General features: G+C 55.7%; 14 protein-coding genes. 9 read left to right on the forward strand and 5 right to left on the reverse strand.

Annotated elements, in window-relative coordinates:
* Positions 1-17: 17 nt before the first annotated feature.
* The gene (gene araJ / locus ACOTXL_RS01605; RefSeq protein ID WP_045350004.1) at positions 18-1,193 is read right to left on the reverse strand and encodes an MFS transporter AraJ; all 1,176 of its coding nucleotides are present in this window, start codon (positions 1,191-1,193) and stop codon (positions 18-20) included.
* 161 nt (positions 1,194-1,354) lie between these two features.
* On the opposite strand from araJ, the gene ppk2 reads away from it, so the two are divergent.
* The gene (gene ppk2, locus ACOTXL_RS01610; protein ID WP_045350006.1) at positions 1,355-2,173 is read left to right on the forward strand and encodes a polyphosphate kinase 2; all 819 of its coding nucleotides are present in this window, start codon (positions 1,355-1,357) and stop codon (positions 2,171-2,173) included.
* Positions 2,174-2,232: 59 nt separating this feature from the next.
* On the opposite strand, the gene fdnI is transcribed toward ppk2, so the two are convergent.
* From fdnI to fdnG, 3 genes are read right to left on the reverse strand one after another with little or no spacing between them, the layout of a single operon-like run.
* Positions 2,233-2,889: a formate dehydrogenase-N subunit gamma gene (gene fdnI, locus ACOTXL_RS01615; RefSeq protein ID WP_003857050.1), complete on the reverse strand. Its 657-nt coding sequence runs from the start codon at positions 2,887-2,889 to the stop codon at positions 2,233-2,235.
* Entirely contained in the window at positions 2,882-3,766 is an 885-nt protein-coding gene (gene fdxH, locus ACOTXL_RS01620; RefSeq protein ID WP_003857048.1) for a formate dehydrogenase subunit beta, read from the reverse strand. The genes fdnI and fdxH overlap by 8 nt, the downstream gene beginning before the upstream one ends.
* An 11-nt stretch (positions 3,767-3,777) precedes the next feature.
* Complete coding sequence (fdnG, locus tag ACOTXL_RS01625) at positions 3,778-6,825, reverse strand: formate dehydrogenase-N subunit alpha (RefSeq protein ID WP_086528405.1); 3,048 nt, start codon at positions 6,823-6,825, stop codon at positions 3,778-3,780.
* Between the two features lie 220 nt (positions 6,826-7,045).
* Between fdnG and yddG the strand changes: the two genes are divergently transcribed.
* Together yddG and ompC are read left to right on the forward strand one after the other, a co-directional pair.
* Complete coding sequence (yddG, locus tag ACOTXL_RS01630; RefSeq protein WP_023314188.1) at positions 7,046-7,924, forward strand: aromatic amino acid DMT transporter YddG; 879 nt, start codon at positions 7,046-7,048, stop codon at positions 7,922-7,924.
* 627 nt (positions 7,925-8,551) lie between these two features.
* Positions 8,552-9,625, forward strand: coding sequence for a porin OmpC (ompC, locus tag ACOTXL_RS01635; protein WP_003857040.1), 1,074 nt, complete (start codon positions 8,552-8,554; stop codon positions 9,623-9,625).
* Between the two features lie 45 nt (positions 9,626-9,670).
* On the opposite strand, the gene ACOTXL_RS01640 is transcribed toward ompC, so the two are convergent.
* The gene (locus ACOTXL_RS01640) at positions 9,671-11,161 is read right to left on the reverse strand and encodes an MFS transporter (RefSeq protein ID WP_045350010.1); all 1,491 of its coding nucleotides are present in this window, start codon (positions 11,159-11,161) and stop codon (positions 9,671-9,673) included.
* A 116-nt stretch (positions 11,162-11,277) separates the two neighbouring features.
* On the opposite strand from ACOTXL_RS01640, the gene ACOTXL_RS01645 reads away from it, so the two are divergent.
* The 6 genes from ACOTXL_RS01645 to narI all read left to right on the forward strand — a co-directional run bounded on the left by ACOTXL_RS01645 (position 11,278) and on the right by narI (position 20,171).
* Positions 11,278-11,853 (forward strand): TetR family transcriptional regulator, encoded by a 576-nt coding sequence (locus ACOTXL_RS01645; RefSeq protein ID WP_003857036.1) that lies wholly within the window; start codon positions 11,278-11,280, stop codon positions 11,851-11,853.
* Between the two features lie 211 nt (positions 11,854-12,064).
* Positions 12,065-13,450, forward strand: coding sequence for a NarK family nitrate/nitrite MFS transporter (locus ACOTXL_RS01650; RefSeq protein WP_003857034.1), 1,386 nt, complete (start codon positions 12,065-12,067; stop codon positions 13,448-13,450).
* Positions 13,451-13,517: 67 nt separating this feature from the next.
* On the forward strand, positions 13,518-17,258 hold the full coding sequence (locus ACOTXL_RS01655) for a nitrate reductase subunit alpha (protein WP_045350012.1): 3,741 nt from the start codon (positions 13,518-13,520) through the stop codon (positions 17,256-17,258).
* Positions 17,255-18,799 (forward strand): nitrate reductase subunit beta, encoded by a 1,545-nt coding sequence (narH, locus tag ACOTXL_RS01660; protein WP_022651229.1) that lies wholly within the window; start codon positions 17,255-17,257, stop codon positions 18,797-18,799. The genes ACOTXL_RS01655 and narH overlap by 4 nt, the downstream gene beginning before the upstream one ends.
* The gene (gene narW, locus ACOTXL_RS01665; protein ID WP_022651230.1) at positions 18,799-19,494 is read left to right on the forward strand and encodes a nitrate reductase molybdenum cofactor assembly chaperone; all 696 of its coding nucleotides are present in this window, start codon (positions 18,799-18,801) and stop codon (positions 19,492-19,494) included. Before narH ends, narW begins: the two co-directional genes overlap by 1 nt.
* The gene (narI, locus tag ACOTXL_RS01670; protein WP_003857027.1) at positions 19,491-20,171 is read left to right on the forward strand and encodes a respiratory nitrate reductase subunit gamma; all 681 of its coding nucleotides are present in this window, start codon (positions 19,491-19,493) and stop codon (positions 20,169-20,171) included. Before narW ends, narI begins: the two co-directional genes overlap by 4 nt.
* Positions 20,172-20,208: the final 37 nt, after the last annotated feature.

A 20,208-nucleotide genomic window follows, 5' to 3' on the forward strand; every position in this document is an offset into this window, starting at 1 on the left:
GCGGGCAACATGTGGAATCAGGCCAGCGCTCCTGCGTTGGCCTGACGCTTTTTGGCACATAAATAACCATACATCAACAGAGAGGTCATCGCTGAGAAGGATAAGATCGCTGCCGGCAGCGTGACATAACTCCAGCTAAAGCCGGGCGTAATCATCATTCCACCGAAATACGCGCCAATTGCGCTGCCGAGGTTAAACGCCATTTGTCCGCCTGCGGCCCCCAGCATCTCGCCGCCTTTCGCATTTTGCAGCAGCAGTATTTGCAGCGGCGCAGAGAGCGCAAACAGCCCGGCGCAGCACACGAATCCCATTACCAGTGAAGCTGTTTTAAGCTCGCCAAAGGCGAACAACGCCAGCAGCGAAGCCACAATCACCAGGTCGGTGGTGGCAGCAATGCGCAGCGGGCTAAAGCGCGACGACAGCTTGCCGCTGAAGACATTTCCCAGCACCATGCCCAGCCCCATCAGCATCATGATCGCGGTCATCACGCCCTCGGAAAAGCCTGACACGTTGACCATAAACGGCTTCACGAAGCTAAACCAGGCAAACACCCCGGCATTGCCAAACATCGTAGCGGCAAAAATCAACCACGGTTCCGGTTTCTTCAGGAAATGGAATTGTTCTGTCAGCCGGGTGGTTGTCGTGTCGTGAATGTCTGGCACCCACAGCAGAACAGACAGGATCACCAGCGCGTCAAAGACCGCAATCAAAAAGAAGGTGTAACGCCAGTTAAATTCATGTCCCAGCCACGTCCCGAGTGGTACGCCAAGCAGGTTGGCAACGGTCATCCCGGCAATCATCCCGGCCACAGCGACCGTCACTTTACCCGGCGGTGCGATTTTTGACAGGATTATCGCCCCCACGCCGAAAATCGCGCCATGCGGAAAACCAGAGATTAAGCGCCCCGCCGCCAGCCCCACGTAGGAGTCAGAGAAGGTAAAGAGTGTGTTACCAACGACGCACATCGCCACCAGAAACAGCAGCGTTGTTTTCAGCGAAAATTTGCTGGAGAACAGCGCCACAATCGGCGCGCCGATCACCACGCCAAAAGCGTAAAACGAAATCATATTTCCGGCAGAGGGAATCGAAATGCCCGTATCATGGGCCAGTTCTGTCAGCACGCCCATGATGCCAAATTCAGCCATCCCCAGGCCAAAGGTAGCCAGTGCTAACGAAAAAATTGTCTTTTTCATACCGCGACCACTGTTAAAAAATACGCAGCGTGCATTATTGATTAAACTTGTATGGTGAACCAGTTCAAATCAGCTTTCTGACACATTAATCCATTCATTCAGGCCGATTACACGCTTAGTACGGCCTCGATCCCGCGACCGGACCCATAGGGAGACCCGCCATGGTCAGTAAGAAGAAAACCCGTGTTGTTGATGATGTCGTTAAAAACGCGCCGCTCAAAACCAAAACGTACGAGCAAGAGCTGCGCCGCCTCCATGTTGAACTGGTTAAGCTCCAGCAATGGGTGGTCGCCAAAGGGTTAAAAGTCTGTATTGTTTTTGAAGGGCGAGACGGCGCCGGTAAAGGCGGCGTCATCAAAGCCATCACCGAACGCGTCAGCCCCCGGGTGTTTCGCGTTGTTGCGTTACCGGCCCCCACCGATAAAGAGAAAAGTCAGCTCTATTTTCAGCGTTACGTTCCTCATCTGCCCTCTGCCGGGGAAATCGTTATTTTTGACCGCAGCTGGTACAACCGCGCGGGGGTGGAAAAAGTAATGGGTTTCTGTACTGAAGAGCAGGCCGAAAAATTTCTTGATGGAACGCCGGTAATGGAAAAAGCGATGGTCGATGCCGGGATCATATTGTTGAAATACTGGCTTGAAGTAACGCCAAAAGAGCAGGAACGCCGCCTGCGCGATCGCATTAATGATGGTCGCAAGATCTGGAAGCTTTCTCCAATGGACATAAAATCTTTTAATCTGTGGGATGAATATACCCTCGCCCGTGACGCGATGTTTAAAGCGACCGACACCGCCTGGGCGCCGTGGTTTGTGGCGCGCTCAGAAGATAAAAAACGGGTGCGGCTGAATATTATTTCGCATCTGCTTTCACAGATCCCCTATAAAGAAATTCACGTAGACAAAGTGGATTTAGCGAAACGCAAGATCGGCAAAGTGAAGCCTACAAAATATCCCTTCCGGTATATTGCAGAGCGATTTTGATACGGGGAAGCAGGCCAGCACAAGCGCAGCGCCGCCGGACAATGCCGACGGCGCAAGGTTTACTTCAACCCTTCCGAACTCTCTTTTTGCGCTTCAAGACGCTCAACGTCGCGGTACCAGCGCGGATGGTGCTTCTGCGCCCAGCGGCGGCTCACCTTCCCTTCAATCATGCCTTTAATCGATCCTTTCACCCAGAAGGCCATATACATATGGATCAGAATGGCGTGGATCAGAATAATGGCCGAGGTCGCGTGGATCAGCAGCGCATAACGCACTACCTGAATCGGGAAATAGTGCGCAAAATACGGACGCCAGATGATGACCCCGGTCACCAGCAGCACAAAAATCATGCTCATGATGGTCCAGAACATCATCTTCTGCCCGGCGTTGTATTTCCCCACCTTCGCGACTTTATGCTCGTTGCCTTTCAGAACCTCAACAATCCCTTTTAGCCACGGAATATCCTGCTTGTCAGGGATATTGTGATGAACAAAACGCACGAACATAAACATCAGCACCACGAAAATCAGCACGCCGAAGAACGGATGCAGAATGCGCCCCATCTGCGGTGTCCCGAAGGTTTCCGTGAGCCACTGTAGCGTCGGGAAGAAGAACGATATGCCGGATACCGCCACCAGGAAGAAGCAGATGACTACCGTCCAGTGACAGGCGCGATCGACAAATTTTGTGCGCACTATCATTTTCGACTTACTCATGATGCTCCTCCTCGTCGTCATCCACCTCTTTATTCGGCCCGATACCGATGTAGTGATAAATCAGCCCGGCAAAGGTGGCGATAAAGCCCGCCGCTGAAAGCGGTTTAAGCGCCCCTTTCCACAGGTTGATTGATGTATCGATCGCCGGATCTTTCGGCAGATTATGATACAGCTCCGGCTGGTCATTGTGGTGCAGAACATACATGACGTGCGTGCCGCCCACGCCCTGCGGGTTATAAATCCCGGCCTTGTCATAGCCGCGCGCTTTGAGCTTATCCACCCGCTGCTGCGCCACTTCCAGCATCTCTTTTTTGGTGCCGAAGTGGATCGCCCCGGTAGGACAGGTCTTCACGCAGGCAGGCTCCTGGCCGACGCTGACGCGATCGACGCACAGGGTGCATTTATAGACCCGGTTATCCTCTTTATTGAGGCGCGGGATATTAAACGGACAGCCTGCGATGCAGTAGCCGCAGCCGATGCAGTTATCCTGCTGGAAGTCGACGATCCCGTTGGCGTACTGAATGATTGCCCCGGCAGACGGGCACGCCTTCAGGCAGCCCGGATCTTCACAGTGCATACAGCCGTCTTTACGGATCAGCCACTCCAGCTTGCCGTTCTGGTCGGTTTCGCTAAAGCGCATCACCGTCCAGGACTTGGCGCTCAGATCAGCAGGATTGTCATAGACCCCAACGCAGTGCCCCACCTCGTCGCGGATATCGTTCCACTCCGAGCAGGCCACCTGGCAGGCCTTACAGCCCACGCAGGAAGAGACATCGATCAGCTTGGCGACTTCTGCCTTGTAGTCCCGCGCACGAGGCGCGGGCGTTATCGGGTTGGTCGCGGAGCGTTTAATAATGTCTTGTGTTTCCATCGCCATTTAATCGCTCCTTACGCTTTCTCGATGTTGACCAGAAACGCTTTATACTCCGGCGTTTGCGAGTTGGAATCGCCGACGTTTGGCGTCAGGGTATTGGCGATGTAGCCTTTCTGCGCTACCCCTTCAAAGCCCCAGTGCAGTGGTATGCCCACCGTTTCCACCTGCTGGCCGTGCACGTTCAGCGTTTGCAGACGACGGGTGACCACCGCCACCGCGCGAATAAAGCCGCGCTTGCTGCTGACCTTCACGCGATCGCCATTGGCAATGCCTTTCGCCTTCGCCAGGGTTTCGCTTATCTCCACAAACTGTTCCGGCTGCGCGATGGCGTTAAGCCGCGCGTGCTTGGTCCAGGTATGGAAATGCTCGGTCAGGCGGTAAGTAGTGCCGACATACGGGAACTTGTCTTTTTTACCTAAACGCAGCACGTCGTCTTCGTAGATGCGTACCACCGGGCTTGACACCACGTTCGGGTGCAACGGGTTAGTGCCGAGCGGCGTTTCCATCGGCTCGTAGTGTTCAGGGAACGGCCCTTCCGCTAGTTTGTCGATAGCAAACAGACGTCCCAGCCCTTCCGGCTGCATGATAAACGGCCCGGTGTTGCTACCCGGCGCGGCGGTGTTGAAGTCCGGGATATCGTTCCCCGTCCACTTCGTGCCGTTCCACTCGATCAGCATGCGTTTCGGATCCCACGGCTTACCGTTCACGTCTGCGGAGGCACGGTTGTACAGTACGCGGCGGTTTAACGGCCACGCCCATGCCCAGCCCAGGGTGTTACCCAGGCCTGACGGATCGGCGTTATCGCGGTTGGCCATCTGGTTACCCTGCTCAGTCCAGCTGCCGGTGTAGATCCAGCAGGACGAGGCGGTGGTACCGTCGTCACGCAACAGCGCGAAGCTATTGAGCAACTGGCCTTTCTTCGCCACCAGATTGCCGTTGGCATCGTACAGGTCGGCCAGCGCCACGCCGTTGTTCTCTTTTGCCACCTCTTCGGACTCAGGATGATCCGGCTGCTTGTAGTTCCAGCTCATCTTCAGCAGCGGCTCAGCGCCTTTGCCGCCTTCTGTGCGGTACATCTCGCGCAGACGATGGTAAATCCCGGCCAGAATTTCGCCGTCATTACGCGCTTCACCCGGCGCATCCTGACCTTTCCAGTGCCACTGTAGCCAGCGGCCAGAGTTGGCAATAGAACCGTCCTCTTCCGCAAAACAGGTCGATGGCAGGCGGAACACCTCGGTCTGAATGGATGCCGGATCGACATCGTTTGATTCACCGTGGTTCTGCCAGAACGTAGACGTTTCGGTGACCAGCGGATCGATAACCACCATGTACTTCAGCTTGCTCAGGCTGCGAACGACTTTGTTTTTATCCGGGAATGACGCCACCGGGTTAAAGCCCTGGCAGATATACCCCGTGACGTCGCCCTTATCCATCATATTGAAATACTTGATGACATCGTAAGCCTGGTCCCATTTCGGCAACCACTCAAAGCCCCAGTCATTCTCTTTCTGCGCCGCGTCGCCGTAGAACGATTTCATCAGACTGACGGCAAACTTTGGATAGTTACTCCAGTAGTTCACCTGGTCCGGACGCGTCGCTTTTGGCGTGTTGGCGTCAAGCCAGCTTTGCCAGTCGGTCTGCTTCTCGGACGGCAGGGTCAGGTAACCCGGCAGGCTGGTCGACAGCAGGCCGAGGTCGGTTAAGCCCTGAATGTTAGAGTGTCCGCGCAGGGCGTTCACGCCGCCACCGGCCATCCCCATGTTGCCGAGCAGCAGCTGGATCATCGCCATGGTGCGAATGTTCTGCGCGCCCACGGTATGCTGCGTCCAGCCCAGCGCGTACAGGAAAGTAGTGGTTCTGTCGGCGGCACTGGTGGAGGCCAGCACTTCACACACTTTCAGGAAGTCCGCTTTCGGCGTACCGCAGATGTTTTCCACCACGTCCGGCGTATAGCGGGAAACGTGCTGTTTCAGCAAGTTCCACACGCAGCGCGGATCGCTCAGGGTCTCATCGCGTTTCGCGTAGCCGTTTTCGTCGAACTGATAGTTCCAGGATGATTTATCGTACTGACGTTTCTCGGCGTCATAGCCGCTGAACAGACCATCTTCGAAAGCGAAATCTTCCCGCACCAGCAGGCTGGCATTGGTGTAATGCTTAACGTATTCCGCGTTAATCTTATTGTTTTCGATCAGGTACAACAGTACGCCGGAAAGGAACGTAATATCCGTACCGGAGCGGATCGGCGCATAGATATCAGCCACCGATGCCGTACGCGTAAAGCGTGGATCGACGACAATCAGCGTCGCATCGTTGTTGTTTTTCGCTTCCATCGCCCAGCGGAACCCCACCGGATGGGCTTCAGCGGCGTTACCGCCCATAACCACCACGACGTTTGCGTTTTTGATATCAACCCAGTGGTTGGTCATCGCACCGCGACCAAATGTTGGAGCAAGACTTGCTACCGTTGGTCCGTGTCAGACGCGCGCCTGGTTATCAACCGCCAGCATGCCGAGGGAGCGCACAAATTTTTGCGTCAGCATGCCGGTCTCATTACTTGCCGCAGAGGCACACAGCATCCCGGTGGAGGTCCAGCGGTTTACCGTGATGCCCTGCTCGTTCTTCTCAATAAAATTGGCGTCGCGATCCGCTTTCATCAGTTTTGCAATTCGGGAGAAAGCGTCGTCCCAGGAGATACGCTGCCATTTGTCAGACCCCGGCGCACGATATTCCGGGTAGCGCAGACGGTTTTCACTGTGGACGTAGTCCAGCAGCCCCGCCCCTTTCGGGCAAAGCGCCCCGCGGCTCACCGGATGGTCCGGGTCCCCTTCAATATGATAAATCGCTTCTTTGGCGTTCTTCGCGCCATCACCCAGGCTATACATTAATAGCCCACAACCCACGGAGCAGTATGTGCAGGTGTTACGGATCTCTTTCGCGCGCAGCAGTTTATAGTTGCGTGCCTGAGCCAGCGCCATTTTGGGAGCGAATCCCAGCATCGCGGCTGTTGTTCCGGCCATACCGCCCGCGCAGATTTTAAAAAATTGTCTGCGGCTGACGTCCATTGTTGTCCTCGTTATCTGATAAGACTTCGCGCGGCAAACTAACAGCAAAGCCCCTTTTTTTATTGCGTCAAATCAAGGTCGCTATACTTAGCCCCCCAAATAGTCACCGCTGGTACGATTTGCTACTCTTTTCGGGGTATCTCCCCCGTAGAAAATTCGCCAGGTGAAGCGGATAGATGCTATAAGTTTTCCCTTTGATTTTTTGAAGACTGGCAGGGTAATGGACAGAAAAAGAGCAACGCTGACAGGCCTGGCGGCCATATTGCTGTGGAGCACCATGGTGGGTCTCATCCGCAGCGTCAGTGAAGGACTGGGCCCGGTGGGCGGCGCGGCGATGATTTACACCGTCAGCGGGCTGCTGTGTTTGGTAACGGTGGGTTTTCCCGATCTTCGGCGTTTTTCCAGGCGCTATCTTCTTGCGGGCAGCATCCTGTTTGTCAGCTATGAGATGTGCCTGGCCCTGTCGCTGGGATATGCCGCGACGCGCTCACAGGCGATTGAAGTCGGTATGGTCAATTATCTGTGGCCAAGCCTGACGATTGCCTTCGCGATTTTGTTCAACGGGCAAAAATCCACCCTGTGGGTCATCCCTGGGCTTCTCATCTCGCTGTTGGGGGTGTGCTGGGTTTTAGGTGGCGAAAACGGTCTGCAACTGAATGACATCATGCAGAACGTCGTTTCAAGTCCGCTGAGTTATGGGCTGGCGTTTGCTGGCGCTTTTATCTGGGCCGCCTACTGCACCGTCACCAGCAAGTATGCCAAAGGGCAAAATGGCATTACCCTTTTCGTCCTGCTGACCGCCCTGAGCCTGTGGGTCAAATATGCCGTCAGCGATCAGCCCGAAATGGTGTTCAGCGTCCCGGTTGTGGTGAAGCTATTGATGTGTGGGGTTGCGCTTGGCTTTGGCTACGCCGCCTGGAATATCGGTATTCTTCACGGTAACGTCACGGTGCTTGCGGCTGTCTCTTATTTCACGCCCGTTCTTTCCGCCGCGCTGGCGGCTATTGTGCTGAGCTCTCCGCTTTCATTCTCATTCTGGCAAGGGGCATTAATGGTGTGCGCCGGATCGTTACTGTGCTGGTATGCCACCCGCAAATAGTATTTTTATTTTTTGCCGGGTACCCAATATGCCCGGCACAAAATTAACAATTATTTAATGTGTGATCACACCCTCGAATATAATTAGTAACATTCGAGACAACTAAAATTTCTGTATAGAATGCCCACAGATAGCCAGAGCCGTTGTGGAAGTTGACATAAACTGACAACACAGGTAATTAGTTCAGCGCCAATATTACCGCGATATATAGCACAAAGTGCAATAGTTTATTTCTGAATATTTCACTTAGAAAACAGACACTGGCTCACCGAAAAATTCATAATCCGCTGTTTTAAAAGATGTTATCGCGCCCCACACGTTGACACTCTCTGTCAAAACCCTTTAATTCCATCGAAAAACTAAAACGTCCGACAATTATTTACATCCATATTATCGTGCTTTGTTAATAATCAATTTATGTCTATATATTAACCTGATTGAGCGATTTAAGGGCAATTTACCCGATCGGGATCACACTAATTGAAATTATCTTTAATATTTTGAAACTTATTATTGAAAGCAGTCTACGGAATTTTAAAAATAGTCTGCCATTGACGATAAACCTCGTTTAAAAATCGCTCGGGTGGCTTAGGAAATACCTAAATAAAATTATAAGGATTATTTAAGATGAAACTTAAATTAGTTGCAGTGGCAGTGACTTCCATGTTGGCAGCTGGCGTTGTTAACGCGGCTGAAGTTTTTAACAAAGACGGTAACAAACTGGATCTGTACGGCAAAGTTACTGGTCTGCACTATTTTTCTGATGATGCTGGTAGCGACGGCGACAAAACGTATGTTCGTCTGGGCTTCAAAGGTGAAACTCAGATCAACGATCAGCTGACCGGATACGGCCAGTGGGAATATGAGTTCAAGGGCAATCGCTCCGAAGCTCAGGGTTCCGACGGCAACAAAACCCGTCTGGCCTACGCTGGTCTGAAATTCGATGAATTCGGTTCCTTCGACTACGGTCGTAACTACGGTGTGGCTTATGACATCGGCGCGTGGACTGACGTTCTGCCAGAGTTCGGTGGCGATACCTGGACGCAGACTGATGGCTTCATGACCGGCCGTACCACTGGCGTTGCAACCTACCGTAACACCGACTTCTTTGGTCTGGTTGACGGCCTGAACGTGGCTGCTCAGTACCAGGGTAAAAACGACCGTTCAGAGATCACCGAATCCAACGGTGACGGCTGGGGTCTGTCTTCTACCTATGAATTCGACGGCTTCGGTGTGGGTGCGACCTACGCGAAATCTGACCGTACTGACCGTCAGGTTCGTGCTGCAAGCAACCTGAACGCCGGTGGCGAAAACGCAGAAGTCTGGGCTGCTGGCCTGAAGTACGATGCGAACAACATCTACCTGGCAACCACCTACTCTGAAACCCGCAACATGACGGCGTTCGGTAACGGTCACGTTGCCAACAAAGCGCAGAACTTCGAAGTTGTGGCGCAGTACCAGTTCGACTTCGGTCTGCGTCCATCCATCGCTTACCTGAAATCCAAAGGTAAAGACATCGGTTCTTATGGCGACCAGGATCTGGTTGAATACGTTGACGTTGGCGCGAGCTACTACTTCAACAAAAACATGTCCACCTACGTTGATTACAAAATCAACCTCGTGGATGACAGCCAGTTCACCAAAGATGCCAAAGTGGCTACCGACAACATCGTGGCTGTAGGTCTGACCTACCAGTTCTAAGATCTGTTAGTTCAAAAGGCCAGCCCTCGCGGCTGGCCTTTTTTATTACTGCTGCCCTCCGACCTTCGCCAGACTAAACCAGATCCCGACCGCCAGAATCAGCAGCATACCTCCCGCACTGCCCAGGGCCACGCTGTGCGAGGTGATGAACGCAGTTTTCGCCGCCGTCATCACCGGCTCGGCCAGTGACGGCGTCAGCTCCTGCGCCACCTTCATCGCTTCACCGATGGACGACGAGGCTTTATCGGTCAGCGACGCGCTCAGCCCCTGCGGCAGTACAATAGACGCCGAAAAGCTGCGGGTTAACAGCAAACCGAAAATGGCGATCCCCAGACCAGCGCCCAGCTCGTAGGACATGGTTTCGATCGCGCCTGCGGCGGCCGCTTTCTCTTTCGGCGCGGCAGCCATGATCGCTGACGTCGATGCCAGCAGTGTGCTGGCGGCACTGAAGCCCAACAGCACCATCAGGCTCCACGCCTGCCACTGTTGGGTGCTGAAATCAAGCATCGACAGGCCGATAAAACTGACTGCGCTTAGCCCCATGCCTCCGGCCGCGACAATGCGCAGCCCCAGACGCCCGACCAGCACACCCGCGATCGGCCCGCTAAATCCGCTCGCCACCATCACCGGCAGCATAAATATCCCTGCTTCAAACGGCGTAAAACCATGCACAAACTGCAACTCCTGCGCCATCAGCAGTTCAAAGCCCACCAGCGCAATCATGGCGGTCATCGCCATGACCACGCCGCTTAAAATAATGCGATGGCAAAACAGACGCATGTCGATCATCGGTACGCGCGCGCGCAGCTGGATACGGACGAAGATAAACAGCATCACCGCCCCGGTAAGCAGCGTAATGGTCACCATCCACGGCGACAGCACCCCTTTCAGGGCGGTTTTGGCGCTATAGACCAGCAGTAAAATCGCCACAATTAGCATAATGGCATGGCTGATATTGAGCGGCTGCTCGGGCCGCCCCTGCTGAGCAGGCACAAAGCGCGCAGCAAGCGAAACCACCATCAGCACGATCGGCACATTAATCAGGAACACCGAACCCCAGTAAAAGTGCTCCAGCAGCATGCCGCCAATCAGCGGGCCAAACGCCGCGCCGCCCGACCCAACGGCAGCCCAGACGCCGAGGGCGATATTACGGTGCCGCGCATCAATAAACAGCGTGCGGATCCCTGCAAGCGTAGCCGGAATAATCATCGCCGCGCCTATCGCCAGCGACGCGCGGGCGGCAATCAGCCAGCCCGCGGACGGCGCAAAAGCCGCCGCTAACGATGACAGGCCAAACAGCACGCTGCCGATCATCAGCAGGCGCTTAAAACCTATGCGATCGCCCAGCGCGCCCATCGGCAGCACCATCCCCGCCATCACCAGCGAGTAAATATCAATAATCCACAGCAATTCGTTGCCGCTGGCACCCAGCGTCATGCTCAATGTTGGTGCCGCCACGTGCAGCACCGTCGCGTCAATCGCCACCGGGATATATACCAGCACGATAATCACTAACGCTAACCACTGACGAAACATAAATTTCCTTTTCAGTTAAAAACTGGACACATGTCCAGATTGCGATCCTACGTAAAGTTGAACACTTGTCCAGCTCTTTGTTACACTCGTTTCGTTGCCATTGAGAGTGAGAAATTATGCGTTATCTGAGCAAGGACGAGCGGCGGGAAGAGATCCTCCAGGCCGCGATGCGCGTGGCGCTGACCGAAGGATTCGCTGCAATGACCGTGCGCCGCATCGCCACCGAAGCGGGCGTCGCCACCGGGCAGTTGCATCACCACTTTGCGTCGGCGGGCGAGCTTAAGTCGCTGGCGTTTGTCCGGCTAATCCGCGATTTGCTGGATGCTGAAATCGTTGGCGAAAACGCTGGCTGGCGCGAGCGCCTGCATGCCATGCTCGGCAGCGATGACGGCGGGTTTGAGCCCTACATTCGGCTGTGGCGAGAGGCGCAAATTCTCGCCAGCCGGGATAGCGATATTAAAGGCGCCTACGTTTTGACTATGGAGATGTGGCACCAGGAAACGGTTGCGATTATCAGGGCCGGGGCGGAGGCCAACGCCTTTACGCTTGCTGACCAGCCGGAAAATATCGCCTGGCGTTTAATTGGTCTGGTATGTGGCCTGGATGGCATATACGTATTAAATATGCCTGAAATGGACGACGCGGCCTTTAATAAGCATCTGGATAAACTTATCTCCCTCGAATTGTTTTAATACTCCCATCGGGGTATTAATTTCCGCAAAAAGTTACAATTAGTAACACATAAAGCGAACCCTGATTCCCATTCCAAACTCAGGGATTCGCTTTTTTATCTATCCTTTCAGATGTATCCCATAACATCCAATAATTCCTACAAGCTATCGACAGGTATCTTTCTGTTTTTATTTAATTTTTTCTCTCCACTTGGGTAAGCAAGAGGGTGATATGTCACATCAAAGCGAGAAGAGTAACCAGCATCTGTTGAGTAACTGGAAACCGGAAAATGCGCAATTTTGGGAGAATAAAGGGAAACATATCGCACGAAGAAACCTGTGGATTTCCGTGGCGTGTTTGCTTCTCGCGTTTTGTGTCTGGATGTTGTTTAGCGCTATTGCGGTAAACCTTAATAAGGTCGGATTTAATTTCAGCACCGATCAGCTTTTTATGCTAACGGCATTACCTTCTCTCTCCGGCGCGATATTGCGTGTCCCCTACTCTTTTATGGTGCCGATATTTGGCGGGCGTTACTGGACCGTGTTAAGCACCGTTATCCTGGTCGTACCCTGTGTCTGGCTTGGGATCGCCATCCAGAATACCGCCACGCCTTACTGGGTCTTTATCATCATCGCACTGCTGTGCGGTTTTGCCGGCGCCAACTTCGCTTCCAGCATGGGAAACATCAGTTTCTTCTTCCCGAAAGCCAGACAGGGCAGCGCGCTGGGCATTAACGGCGGGCTGGGTAACCTGGGTGTGAGCGTGATGCAGCTGGTTGCGCCGCTGGTGATTTTCCTGCCGATGTTTACCTTTCTCGGCGTTCATGGCGTCCCCCAGGAGGATGGCTCGACGATGTGGCTGGCGAACGCGGCGTGGATCTGGGCGCCGCTGCTGATTCTGGCCACCCTTGCGGCGTTTTTTGGCATGAACGACATCGCCAGCTCGAAAGCATCCATTGCCAGCCAGCTTCCGGTACTTAAGCGCTTTCACCTTTGGCTGCTGAGCCTGCTTTATCTGGCAACCTTCGGCTCGTTTATCGGTTTCTCGGCAGGCTTTGCCATGCTGTCGAAAACCCAGTTTCCGGACGTAAATATCCTCCACCTCGCCTTCTTTGGTCCGCTGATTGGCGCCCTGGCGCGTTCGGCTGGCGGGATGATTTCAGACAGGCTGGGCGGCGTACGGGTGACGCTGATCAACTTCGTCTTTATGGCCATCTTTAGCGCCCTGATTTTCCTGACACTCCCCGGGTCTGGTTCAGGCAGTTTTATCGCCTTCTATCTGGTCTTTATGGGTCTGTTTCTGACCGCAGGCCTGGGCAGCGGCTCGACCTTCCAGATGATCGCGATTATCTTTCGCCAAATCACCCTCGACCGCGTAAAAAAACAGGGCGGGAGCGACGAACAGGCACAGCATGAAGCGGTGACCGAAACGGCTGCCGCGCTGGGCTTTATCTCTGCCATCGGTGCGGTAGGCGGGTTCTTTATTCCCAAAGCCTTTGGCACATCCCTGGCGATGACCGGATCCCCGGTGGGCGCCATGAAAGTCTTCCTCGTGTTTTACATCGTCTGCGTGCTCGTCACCTGGCTGGTGTACGGCCGCAAATCCTCACAAAAATAATAACTACATCTTCGCCGGAGTGTGATGCCTCACCCTCCGGCCATGCTATCGAAGCAGGAGAAATGTCATGAGCAAACTGTTGGACCGCTTCCGTTACTTCAAAACAAAAGGCGACAGTTTCGCCGATGGGCACGGGCAGGTGTACCACACCAACCGCGACTGGGAGGACAGCTACCGTCAACGCTGGCAGTTCGATAAAATTGTGCGATCCACCCACGGCGTTAACTGCACCGGCTCCTGTAGCTGGAAGATTTATGTCAAAAATGGCCTGGTGACCTGGGAAACCCAGCAGACCGACTACCCGCGTACCCGCCCTGACCTGCCTAACCACGAACCACGCGGCTGCCCGCGCGGCGCAAGCTACTCCTGGTATCTCTACAGCGCCAACCGCCTGAAATACCCGCTGGTGCGCCGTCGGCTGATCGAACTCTGGCGCGAGGCGCTGGCGCAGCATACCGATCCGGTGCTGGCCTGGGACGCCATTCAGAACGATACGCAGAAAGCGCAGAGCTACAGGAAGGCGCGCGGTAAAGGCGGTTTTATCCGCTCAAACTGGAAAGAGCTTAACCAGCTGATTGCTGCCGCCAACGTCTGGACCATCAAAAACTACGGCCCGGATCGGGTAGCCGGTTTTTCCCCCATCCCGGCCATGTCGATGGTCTCTTATGCCGCCGGTACGCGCTATCTCTCCCTGCTCGGCGGCACCTGCCTGAGCTTCTATGACTGGTATTGCGATCTGCCTCCGGCGTCGCCGATGACCTGGGGCGAACAGACCGACGTGCCGGAATCGGCGGACTGGTACAACTCCAGCTATATCATTGCCTGGGGCTCGAACGTGCCGCAGACGCGTACCCCCGACGCCCACTTCTTTACCGAAGTGCGTTACAAAGGCACCAAGACCGTCGCCATTACGCCGGACTTCTCGGAGGTGGCAAAGCTCAGCGACGAATGGCTGGCCCCCAAACAGGGTACCGACAGCGCCCTTGCCATGGCGATGGGGCATGTGATCCTCAAAGAGTTCCATCTTGATAACCCGAGCGATTACTTCCTCAACTATTGCCGCCGCTACACCGACATGCCGATGCTGGTTCTGCTGGATGAACAGGCTGACGGTCGCGTGGTGCCGGGCCGCATGCTGCGTGCATCGGATCTGGCCGACGGGCTGGGTGAAACCAATAATCCGGAGTGGAAAACCATCGCCTTTGACGTGGCCGGAAATCTGGTGGCGCCGAATGGTTCCATCGGCTTCCGCTGGGGTGAAAAAGGCAAATGGAACCTGGAGTCGCTGGCCGCAGGACAGGAAACCGAGCTGACGCTTTCCCTGCTCATCACCCACGACAGCGTGGCAGACGTGGCCTTCCCTTACTTCGGGGGCAACGAGAACCCGCATTTCCGCAGCGTGAAGCAGGAGCCGGTGCTGACGCGCCGAGTACCGAGTAAAACCCTGACGCTGGCCGACGGCAGCCAGAGACGCGTGGTTAGCGTGTACGATCTGGTGCTCGCAAACTACGGCCTCGATCGCGGTCTGGAAGACAGTAACGCGGCGACAAACTACGCCGAGATAAAAGCCTACACCCCGGCCTGGGGCGAACAAATTACCGGCGTCCCCGCTTATCTGATAGAAAAAATCGCCCGTGAATTTGCCGACACGGCGCATAAGACCCACGGACGGTCGATGATCATTCTCGGGGCCGGTGTGAACCACTGGTACCACATGGACATGAACTACCGCGGGATGATCAACATGCTGGTCTTCTGCGGCTGCGTCGGGCAGAGCGGCGGCGGCTGGTCGCACTATGTCGGCCAGGAAAAGCTGCGCCCGCAAACCGGCTGGCTGCCGCTGGCCTTCGCGCTGGACTGGAACCGTCCGCCGCGCCAGATGAACAGCACATCGTACTTTTACAACCACGCCAGCCAGTGGCGCTATGAGAAGCTCACCGCAAGGGAGTTGCTTTCTCCCCTCGCGGACGCATCGAAGTTTACCGGTCACCTGATTGATTTCAACGTCCGCGCCGAGCGTATGGGCTGGCTCCCTTCCGCGCCGCAGCTCAACCTCAACCCGCTGCACGTGAAAGCTCGCGCCGACGCCGCCGGGATGTCGCCGCAGGATTACACCGTGCAGGCGTTAAAATCGGGTGATATTCGCTTCGCCTGCGAACAGCCGGACAACGGCAAGAACCACCCGCGCAACCTGTTCGTCTGGCGTTCTAACCTGCTCGGTTCGTCCGGGAAAGGACATGAATACATGCTGAAATACCTGCTTGGCACCGAGAGCGGTATTCAGGGTGAGGATTTAGGCTCAACGGACGACGTGAAACCTGAAGAGGTGGAATGGCAAACCGCCGCCATTGAGGGCAAGCTGGATCTGCTGGTGACGCTTGATTTCCGTATGTCCAGCACCTGCCTGTTCTCGGATATCGTCCTGCCCACCGCCACCTGGTATGAAAAAGACGATATGAATACCTCGGACATGCATCCGTTTATTCACCCGCTCTCCGCCGCCGTTGACCCGGCGTGGGAGTCCCGCAGCGACTGGGAGATTTACAAGGGCATCGCCAAAGTCTTCTCTGAAGTGTGCGTCGGACATCTCGGCACCGAAACTGACGTGGTGCTACAGCCGCTACAGCATGACTCCCCGGGGGAGCTGTCGCAGCCTTTTGATATTCTGGACTGGCGCAAAGGCGAGTGCGATCTGATCCCCGGCAAAACCGCGCCAAACATTGCAGTCGTCGAGCGCAACTATCCGGAAACCTACGAGCGCTTTACGGCGCTTGGCCCGCTGCTGGACACGCTCGGCAACGGCGGAAAAGGCATATCGTGGAACACCCAGAATGAGGTCGATTTCCTCGGCAAGCTCAACTACGTCAAGCTCGACGGCCCGGCCAAAGGCCGTCCGCGCATTGAAACCGCCATTGATGCTTCAGAGGTGATCCTGGCTCTTGCGCCGGAAACTAACGGTCAGGTCGCGGTCAAAGCCTGGGAGGCCCTCGGCGAACTGACCGGGCGCGATCACACCCATCTGGCGCTGAACAAAGAAGACGAGAAAATCCGCTTCCGCGATATTCAGGCGCAGCCGCGCAAAATTATCTCCAGCCCAACGTGGTCCGGCCTTGAGAGCGAGCACGTGTCGTATAACGCAGGCTATACCAACGTTCACGAGCTGATCCCGTGGCGCACGATTTCCGGCCGCCAGCAGCTGTATCAGGATCATGCCTGGATGCGCGCCTTCGGTGAAAGTCTGGTGGCCTATCGTCCACCGATTGATACCCGCAGCGTAACCCATATGCGCGAGATCCCGCCGAACGGCTACCCTGAAAAAGCGCTTAACTTTCTGACGCCGCACCAGAAATGGGGCATTCACTCCACCTACAGCGAAAACCTGCTGATGCAGACCCTGTCGCGCGGCGGGCCCATCGTCTGGATCAGCGAAACCGACGCGCGCGAGCTGGGCATTGAGGACAATGACTGGATTGAAGCCTTCAACGCCAACGGCGCCCTCACCGCCCGCGCGGTGGTCAGCCAGCGCGTGCCGCCGGGCATGACCATGATGTACCACGCTCAGGAGCGAATCCTGAACATTCCGGGTTCAGAAGTAACCGGACGGCGCGGCGGGATCCACAACTCGGTTACCCGCGTCTGCCCGAAACCGACCCACATGATCGGCGGCTACGCGCAGCTGGCGTACAGCTTCAACTATTACGGCACCGTCGGCTCGAACCGCGACGAGTTCATCATGATCCGCAAAATGAAAAACATTAACTGGCTGGACGGCGAAGGTCGGGATCAAGTACAGGAGGCGAAAAAATGAAAATACGCTCACAGGTTGGCATGGTACTGAATCTCGATAAATGCATTGGCTGCCACACCTGCTCGGTCACCTGTAAGAACGTCTGGACCGGGCGCGAAGGGATGGAGTACGCGTGGTTTAATAACGTCGAAACCAAACCCGGCATCGGCTATCCGAAAAACTGGGAAGATCAGGATGAGTGGCAAGGCGGCTGGATCCGCGGAATTCACGGCAAGCTGACCCCGCGCCTGGGCGGCAAAATGGGCGTGCTGTCGAAGATTTTCGCTAACCCCGTCCTGCCGCAGATTGACGATTACTATGAACCTTTCACCTTCGATTACCAGGATCTGCACCGCGCCCCGGAGGGAGACCACCTCCCCACCGCCCGCCCACGTTCGCTGATCGACGGCAAGCGAATGGATAAAATCAAATGGGGGCCCAACTGGGAGGAGCTGCTGGGCGGCGAGTTCGAAAAACGCGCCCGCGATCGAAACTTTCAGAAGATCCAGAAAGAGATGTACGGCCAGTTCGAAAACACCTTCATGATGTACCTGCCGCGCCTGTGCGAGCACTGCCTGAACCCGAGCTGCGTCGCCACCTGCCCGAGCGGTGCGATTTACAAACGCGAAGAGGACGGCATTGTGCTGATCGACCAGGACAAATGCCGCGGCTGGCGTCTGTGCATTAGCGGCTGTCCGTACAAAAAAATCTACTTCAACTGGAAAAGCGGCAAGTCAGAGAAGTGCATCTTCTGCTATCCGCGCATCGAGTCCGGCCAGCCGACTGTCTGCTCGGAAACCTGCGTCGGACGCATCCGCTATCTCGGGGTGCTGCTGTATGACGCAGACCGCATTGAAGAGGCGGCCAGCACCGAGCATGAAACCGATCTGTATGAGCGCCAGTGCGACGTGTTCCTTAACCCGAACGATCCGGCGGTGATAGAAGAAGCGCTGAAACAGGGTATTCCGCAGAACGTCATCGACGCAGCGCAGCGTTCCCCGGTTTACAAAATGGCGATGGACTGGAAGCTCGCCCTGCCGCTACACCCGGAATACCGCACCCTGCCGATGGTCTGGTATGTGCCGCCGCTGTCACCGATTCAGTCCTACGCGGACGCGGGTGGTCTGCCGCAGAGCGACGGCGTACTGCCTGCGGTAGAAAGCCTGCGCATCCCGGTGCAATACCTGGCAAACATGCTCAGCGCGGGCGACACCGGCCCGGTGCTGCGCGCCCTGAAGCGCATGATGGCAATGCGTCACTACAAGCGCTCCCAGACCGTGGAAGGCGTGACCGATACCCGCGCCATTGAGGAAGTGGGCCTGACCGAAGCGCAGGTTGAGGAGATGTACCGCTATCTGGCGATTGCCAACTACGAAGACCGCTTCGTGATCCCCACCAGCCACCGCGAAATGGCACGCGACGCTTTCCCGGAGAAAAACGGCTGCGGCTTCACCTTCGGCGACGGCTGTCACGGCTCCGACACCAAATTCAACCTCTTCAACAGCAGCCGCATCGACGCGATCAACATCACCGAAGTGCGCGATCACGGGGAGGGAGAGTAATGCAAATCCTCAAAATCATCGCGCTGCTCATTGAGTATCCCGATGAGCTGCTGTGGGAAAACCGTGACGAAGCGCTTTCCCTGGTGGAACAGGATGCGCCCATGCTGCTGCCGTTTGCGCAGCAGCACCTGAGCGCCCCGCTGCTGGATAAGCAGGCCGAATGGTGTGAAGTCTTCGAGCGGGGACGCGCAACGTCGCTGCTGCTGTTCGAGCACGTTCACGCCGAGTCGCGCGATCGCGGTCAGGCGATGGTCGACCTGATGAGCCAGTATGAGAAAGCCGGGCTGGAGCTGGATTGCCGCGAGCTGCCGGACTATCTGCCGCTCTATCTGGAATATCTCAGTATCGTCAGCGACGACGAGGCACGTGAAGGGCTGCAAAACGTCGCGCCTATACTGGCGCTGATTGGAGGCCGCCTGAAACAGCGCGAGGTCGCGCATTACCAGCTGTTTGACGCCCTGCTGTCGCTGGCGGAAACACGGCTTTCCAGCGACAGCGTGGCGAAACAGGTATCCGGTGAAAAACGGGATGATACCCGTCAGGCGCTGGACGCCGTGTGGGAAGAGGAACAGGTCAAGTTTATCGAAGACAACGCCACATCGTGCGACAGTTCGCCGATGCAGCAATATCAACGACGCTTTAGCCAGGACGTCGCGCCGCAGTACGTGGACGTCAGCGCCGGAGGCCCAAAATGACTCATTACCTGAACGTGTTTTTCTATGACATTTATCCGTACATCTGCGCCACCGTCTTTTTCCTTGGCAGCTGGCTGCGCTACGACTACGGGCAGTACACCTGGCGCGCCTCGTCGAGCCAGATGCTCAGCAAGCGCGGGATGAACTGGGCTTCGAACCTGTTTCATATCGGCATTCTGGGGATCTTCTTCGGGCACCTGTTCGGCATGTTAACCCCGCACTGGATGTACGCCTGGTTTTTACCCATCGCGGTTAAACAGCAGTTAGCCATGATTGCGGGGGGCATTTGCGGGGTGCTAACGCTGATTGGCGGCTCTATGCTGCTGATCCGCCGCCTGTTCAACCAGCGGGTACGTGCCACGTCCACCACGCCGGATATTATCATCATGAGTATCCTGCTGCTTCAGTGCATCCTTGGGCTGTCGACCATTCCTTTCTCCGCCCAGTATCCTGACGGAAGCGAGATGATGAAGCTGGTCGGCTGGGCGCAGGGGATCGTGACGTTCAAGGGAGGCTCGTCGGAAATGCTGAGCGGCGTCGCGCCGATCTTCCGCGTGCATCTGGTGCTGGGGATGACGATCTTCCTTATCTTCCCGTTCACCCGCCTGGTGCACGTGTGGAGCGCGCCGTTTGAGTATTTTACCCGTCGCTATCAGGTTGTGAGATCGCGCCGTTAATTTTGTCGGGTGGCGGCTACGCCTTATTCCACCTACG

The sequence above is a fragment of the Enterobacter cloacae complex sp. IR5402 genome (assembly GCF_049238125.1).
In the GTDB taxonomy this organism is placed as follows: domain Bacteria; phylum Pseudomonadota; class Gammaproteobacteria; order Enterobacterales; family Enterobacteriaceae; genus Enterobacter; species Enterobacter hormaechei_C.

Excerpts from the sequence above, each read along its gene's own strand:
- araJ (WP_045350004.1), bottom strand. The coding sequence starts at position 1,193 with ATGAAAAAGACAATTTTTTCGTTAGCACTGGCTACCTTTGGCCTGGGG.
- ppk2 (WP_045350006.1), top strand. The coding sequence starts at position 1,355 with ATGGTCAGTAAGAAGAAAACCCGTGTTGTTGATGATGTCGTTAAAAAC.
- fdnI (WP_003857050.1), bottom strand. The coding sequence starts at position 2,889 with ATGAGTAAGTCGAAAATGATAGTGCGCACAAAATTTGTCGATCGCGCC.
- fdxH (WP_003857048.1), bottom strand. The coding sequence starts at position 3,766 with ATGGCGATGGAAACACAAGACATTATTAAACGCTCCGCGACCAACCCG.
- yddG (WP_023314188.1), top strand. The coding sequence starts at position 7,046 with ATGGACAGAAAAAGAGCAACGCTGACAGGCCTGGCGGCCATATTGCTG.
- ompC (WP_003857040.1), top strand. The coding sequence starts at position 8,552 with ATGAAACTTAAATTAGTTGCAGTGGCAGTGACTTCCATGTTGGCAGCT.
- ACOTXL_RS01640 (WP_045350010.1), bottom strand. The coding sequence starts at position 11,161 with ATGTTTCGTCAGTGGTTAGCGTTAGTGATTATCGTGCTGGTATATATC.
- ACOTXL_RS01645 (WP_003857036.1), top strand. The coding sequence starts at position 11,278 with ATGCGTTATCTGAGCAAGGACGAGCGGCGGGAAGAGATCCTCCAGGCC.
- ACOTXL_RS01650 (WP_003857034.1), top strand. The coding sequence starts at position 12,065 with ATGTCACATCAAAGCGAGAAGAGTAACCAGCATCTGTTGAGTAACTGG.
- ACOTXL_RS01655 (WP_045350012.1), top strand. The coding sequence starts at position 13,518 with ATGAGCAAACTGTTGGACCGCTTCCGTTACTTCAAAACAAAAGGCGAC.
- narH (WP_022651229.1), top strand. The coding sequence starts at position 17,255 with ATGAAAATACGCTCACAGGTTGGCATGGTACTGAATCTCGATAAATGC.
- narW (WP_022651230.1), top strand. The coding sequence starts at position 18,799 with ATGCAAATCCTCAAAATCATCGCGCTGCTCATTGAGTATCCCGATGAG.
- narI (WP_003857027.1), top strand. The coding sequence starts at position 19,491 with ATGACTCATTACCTGAACGTGTTTTTCTATGACATTTATCCGTACATC.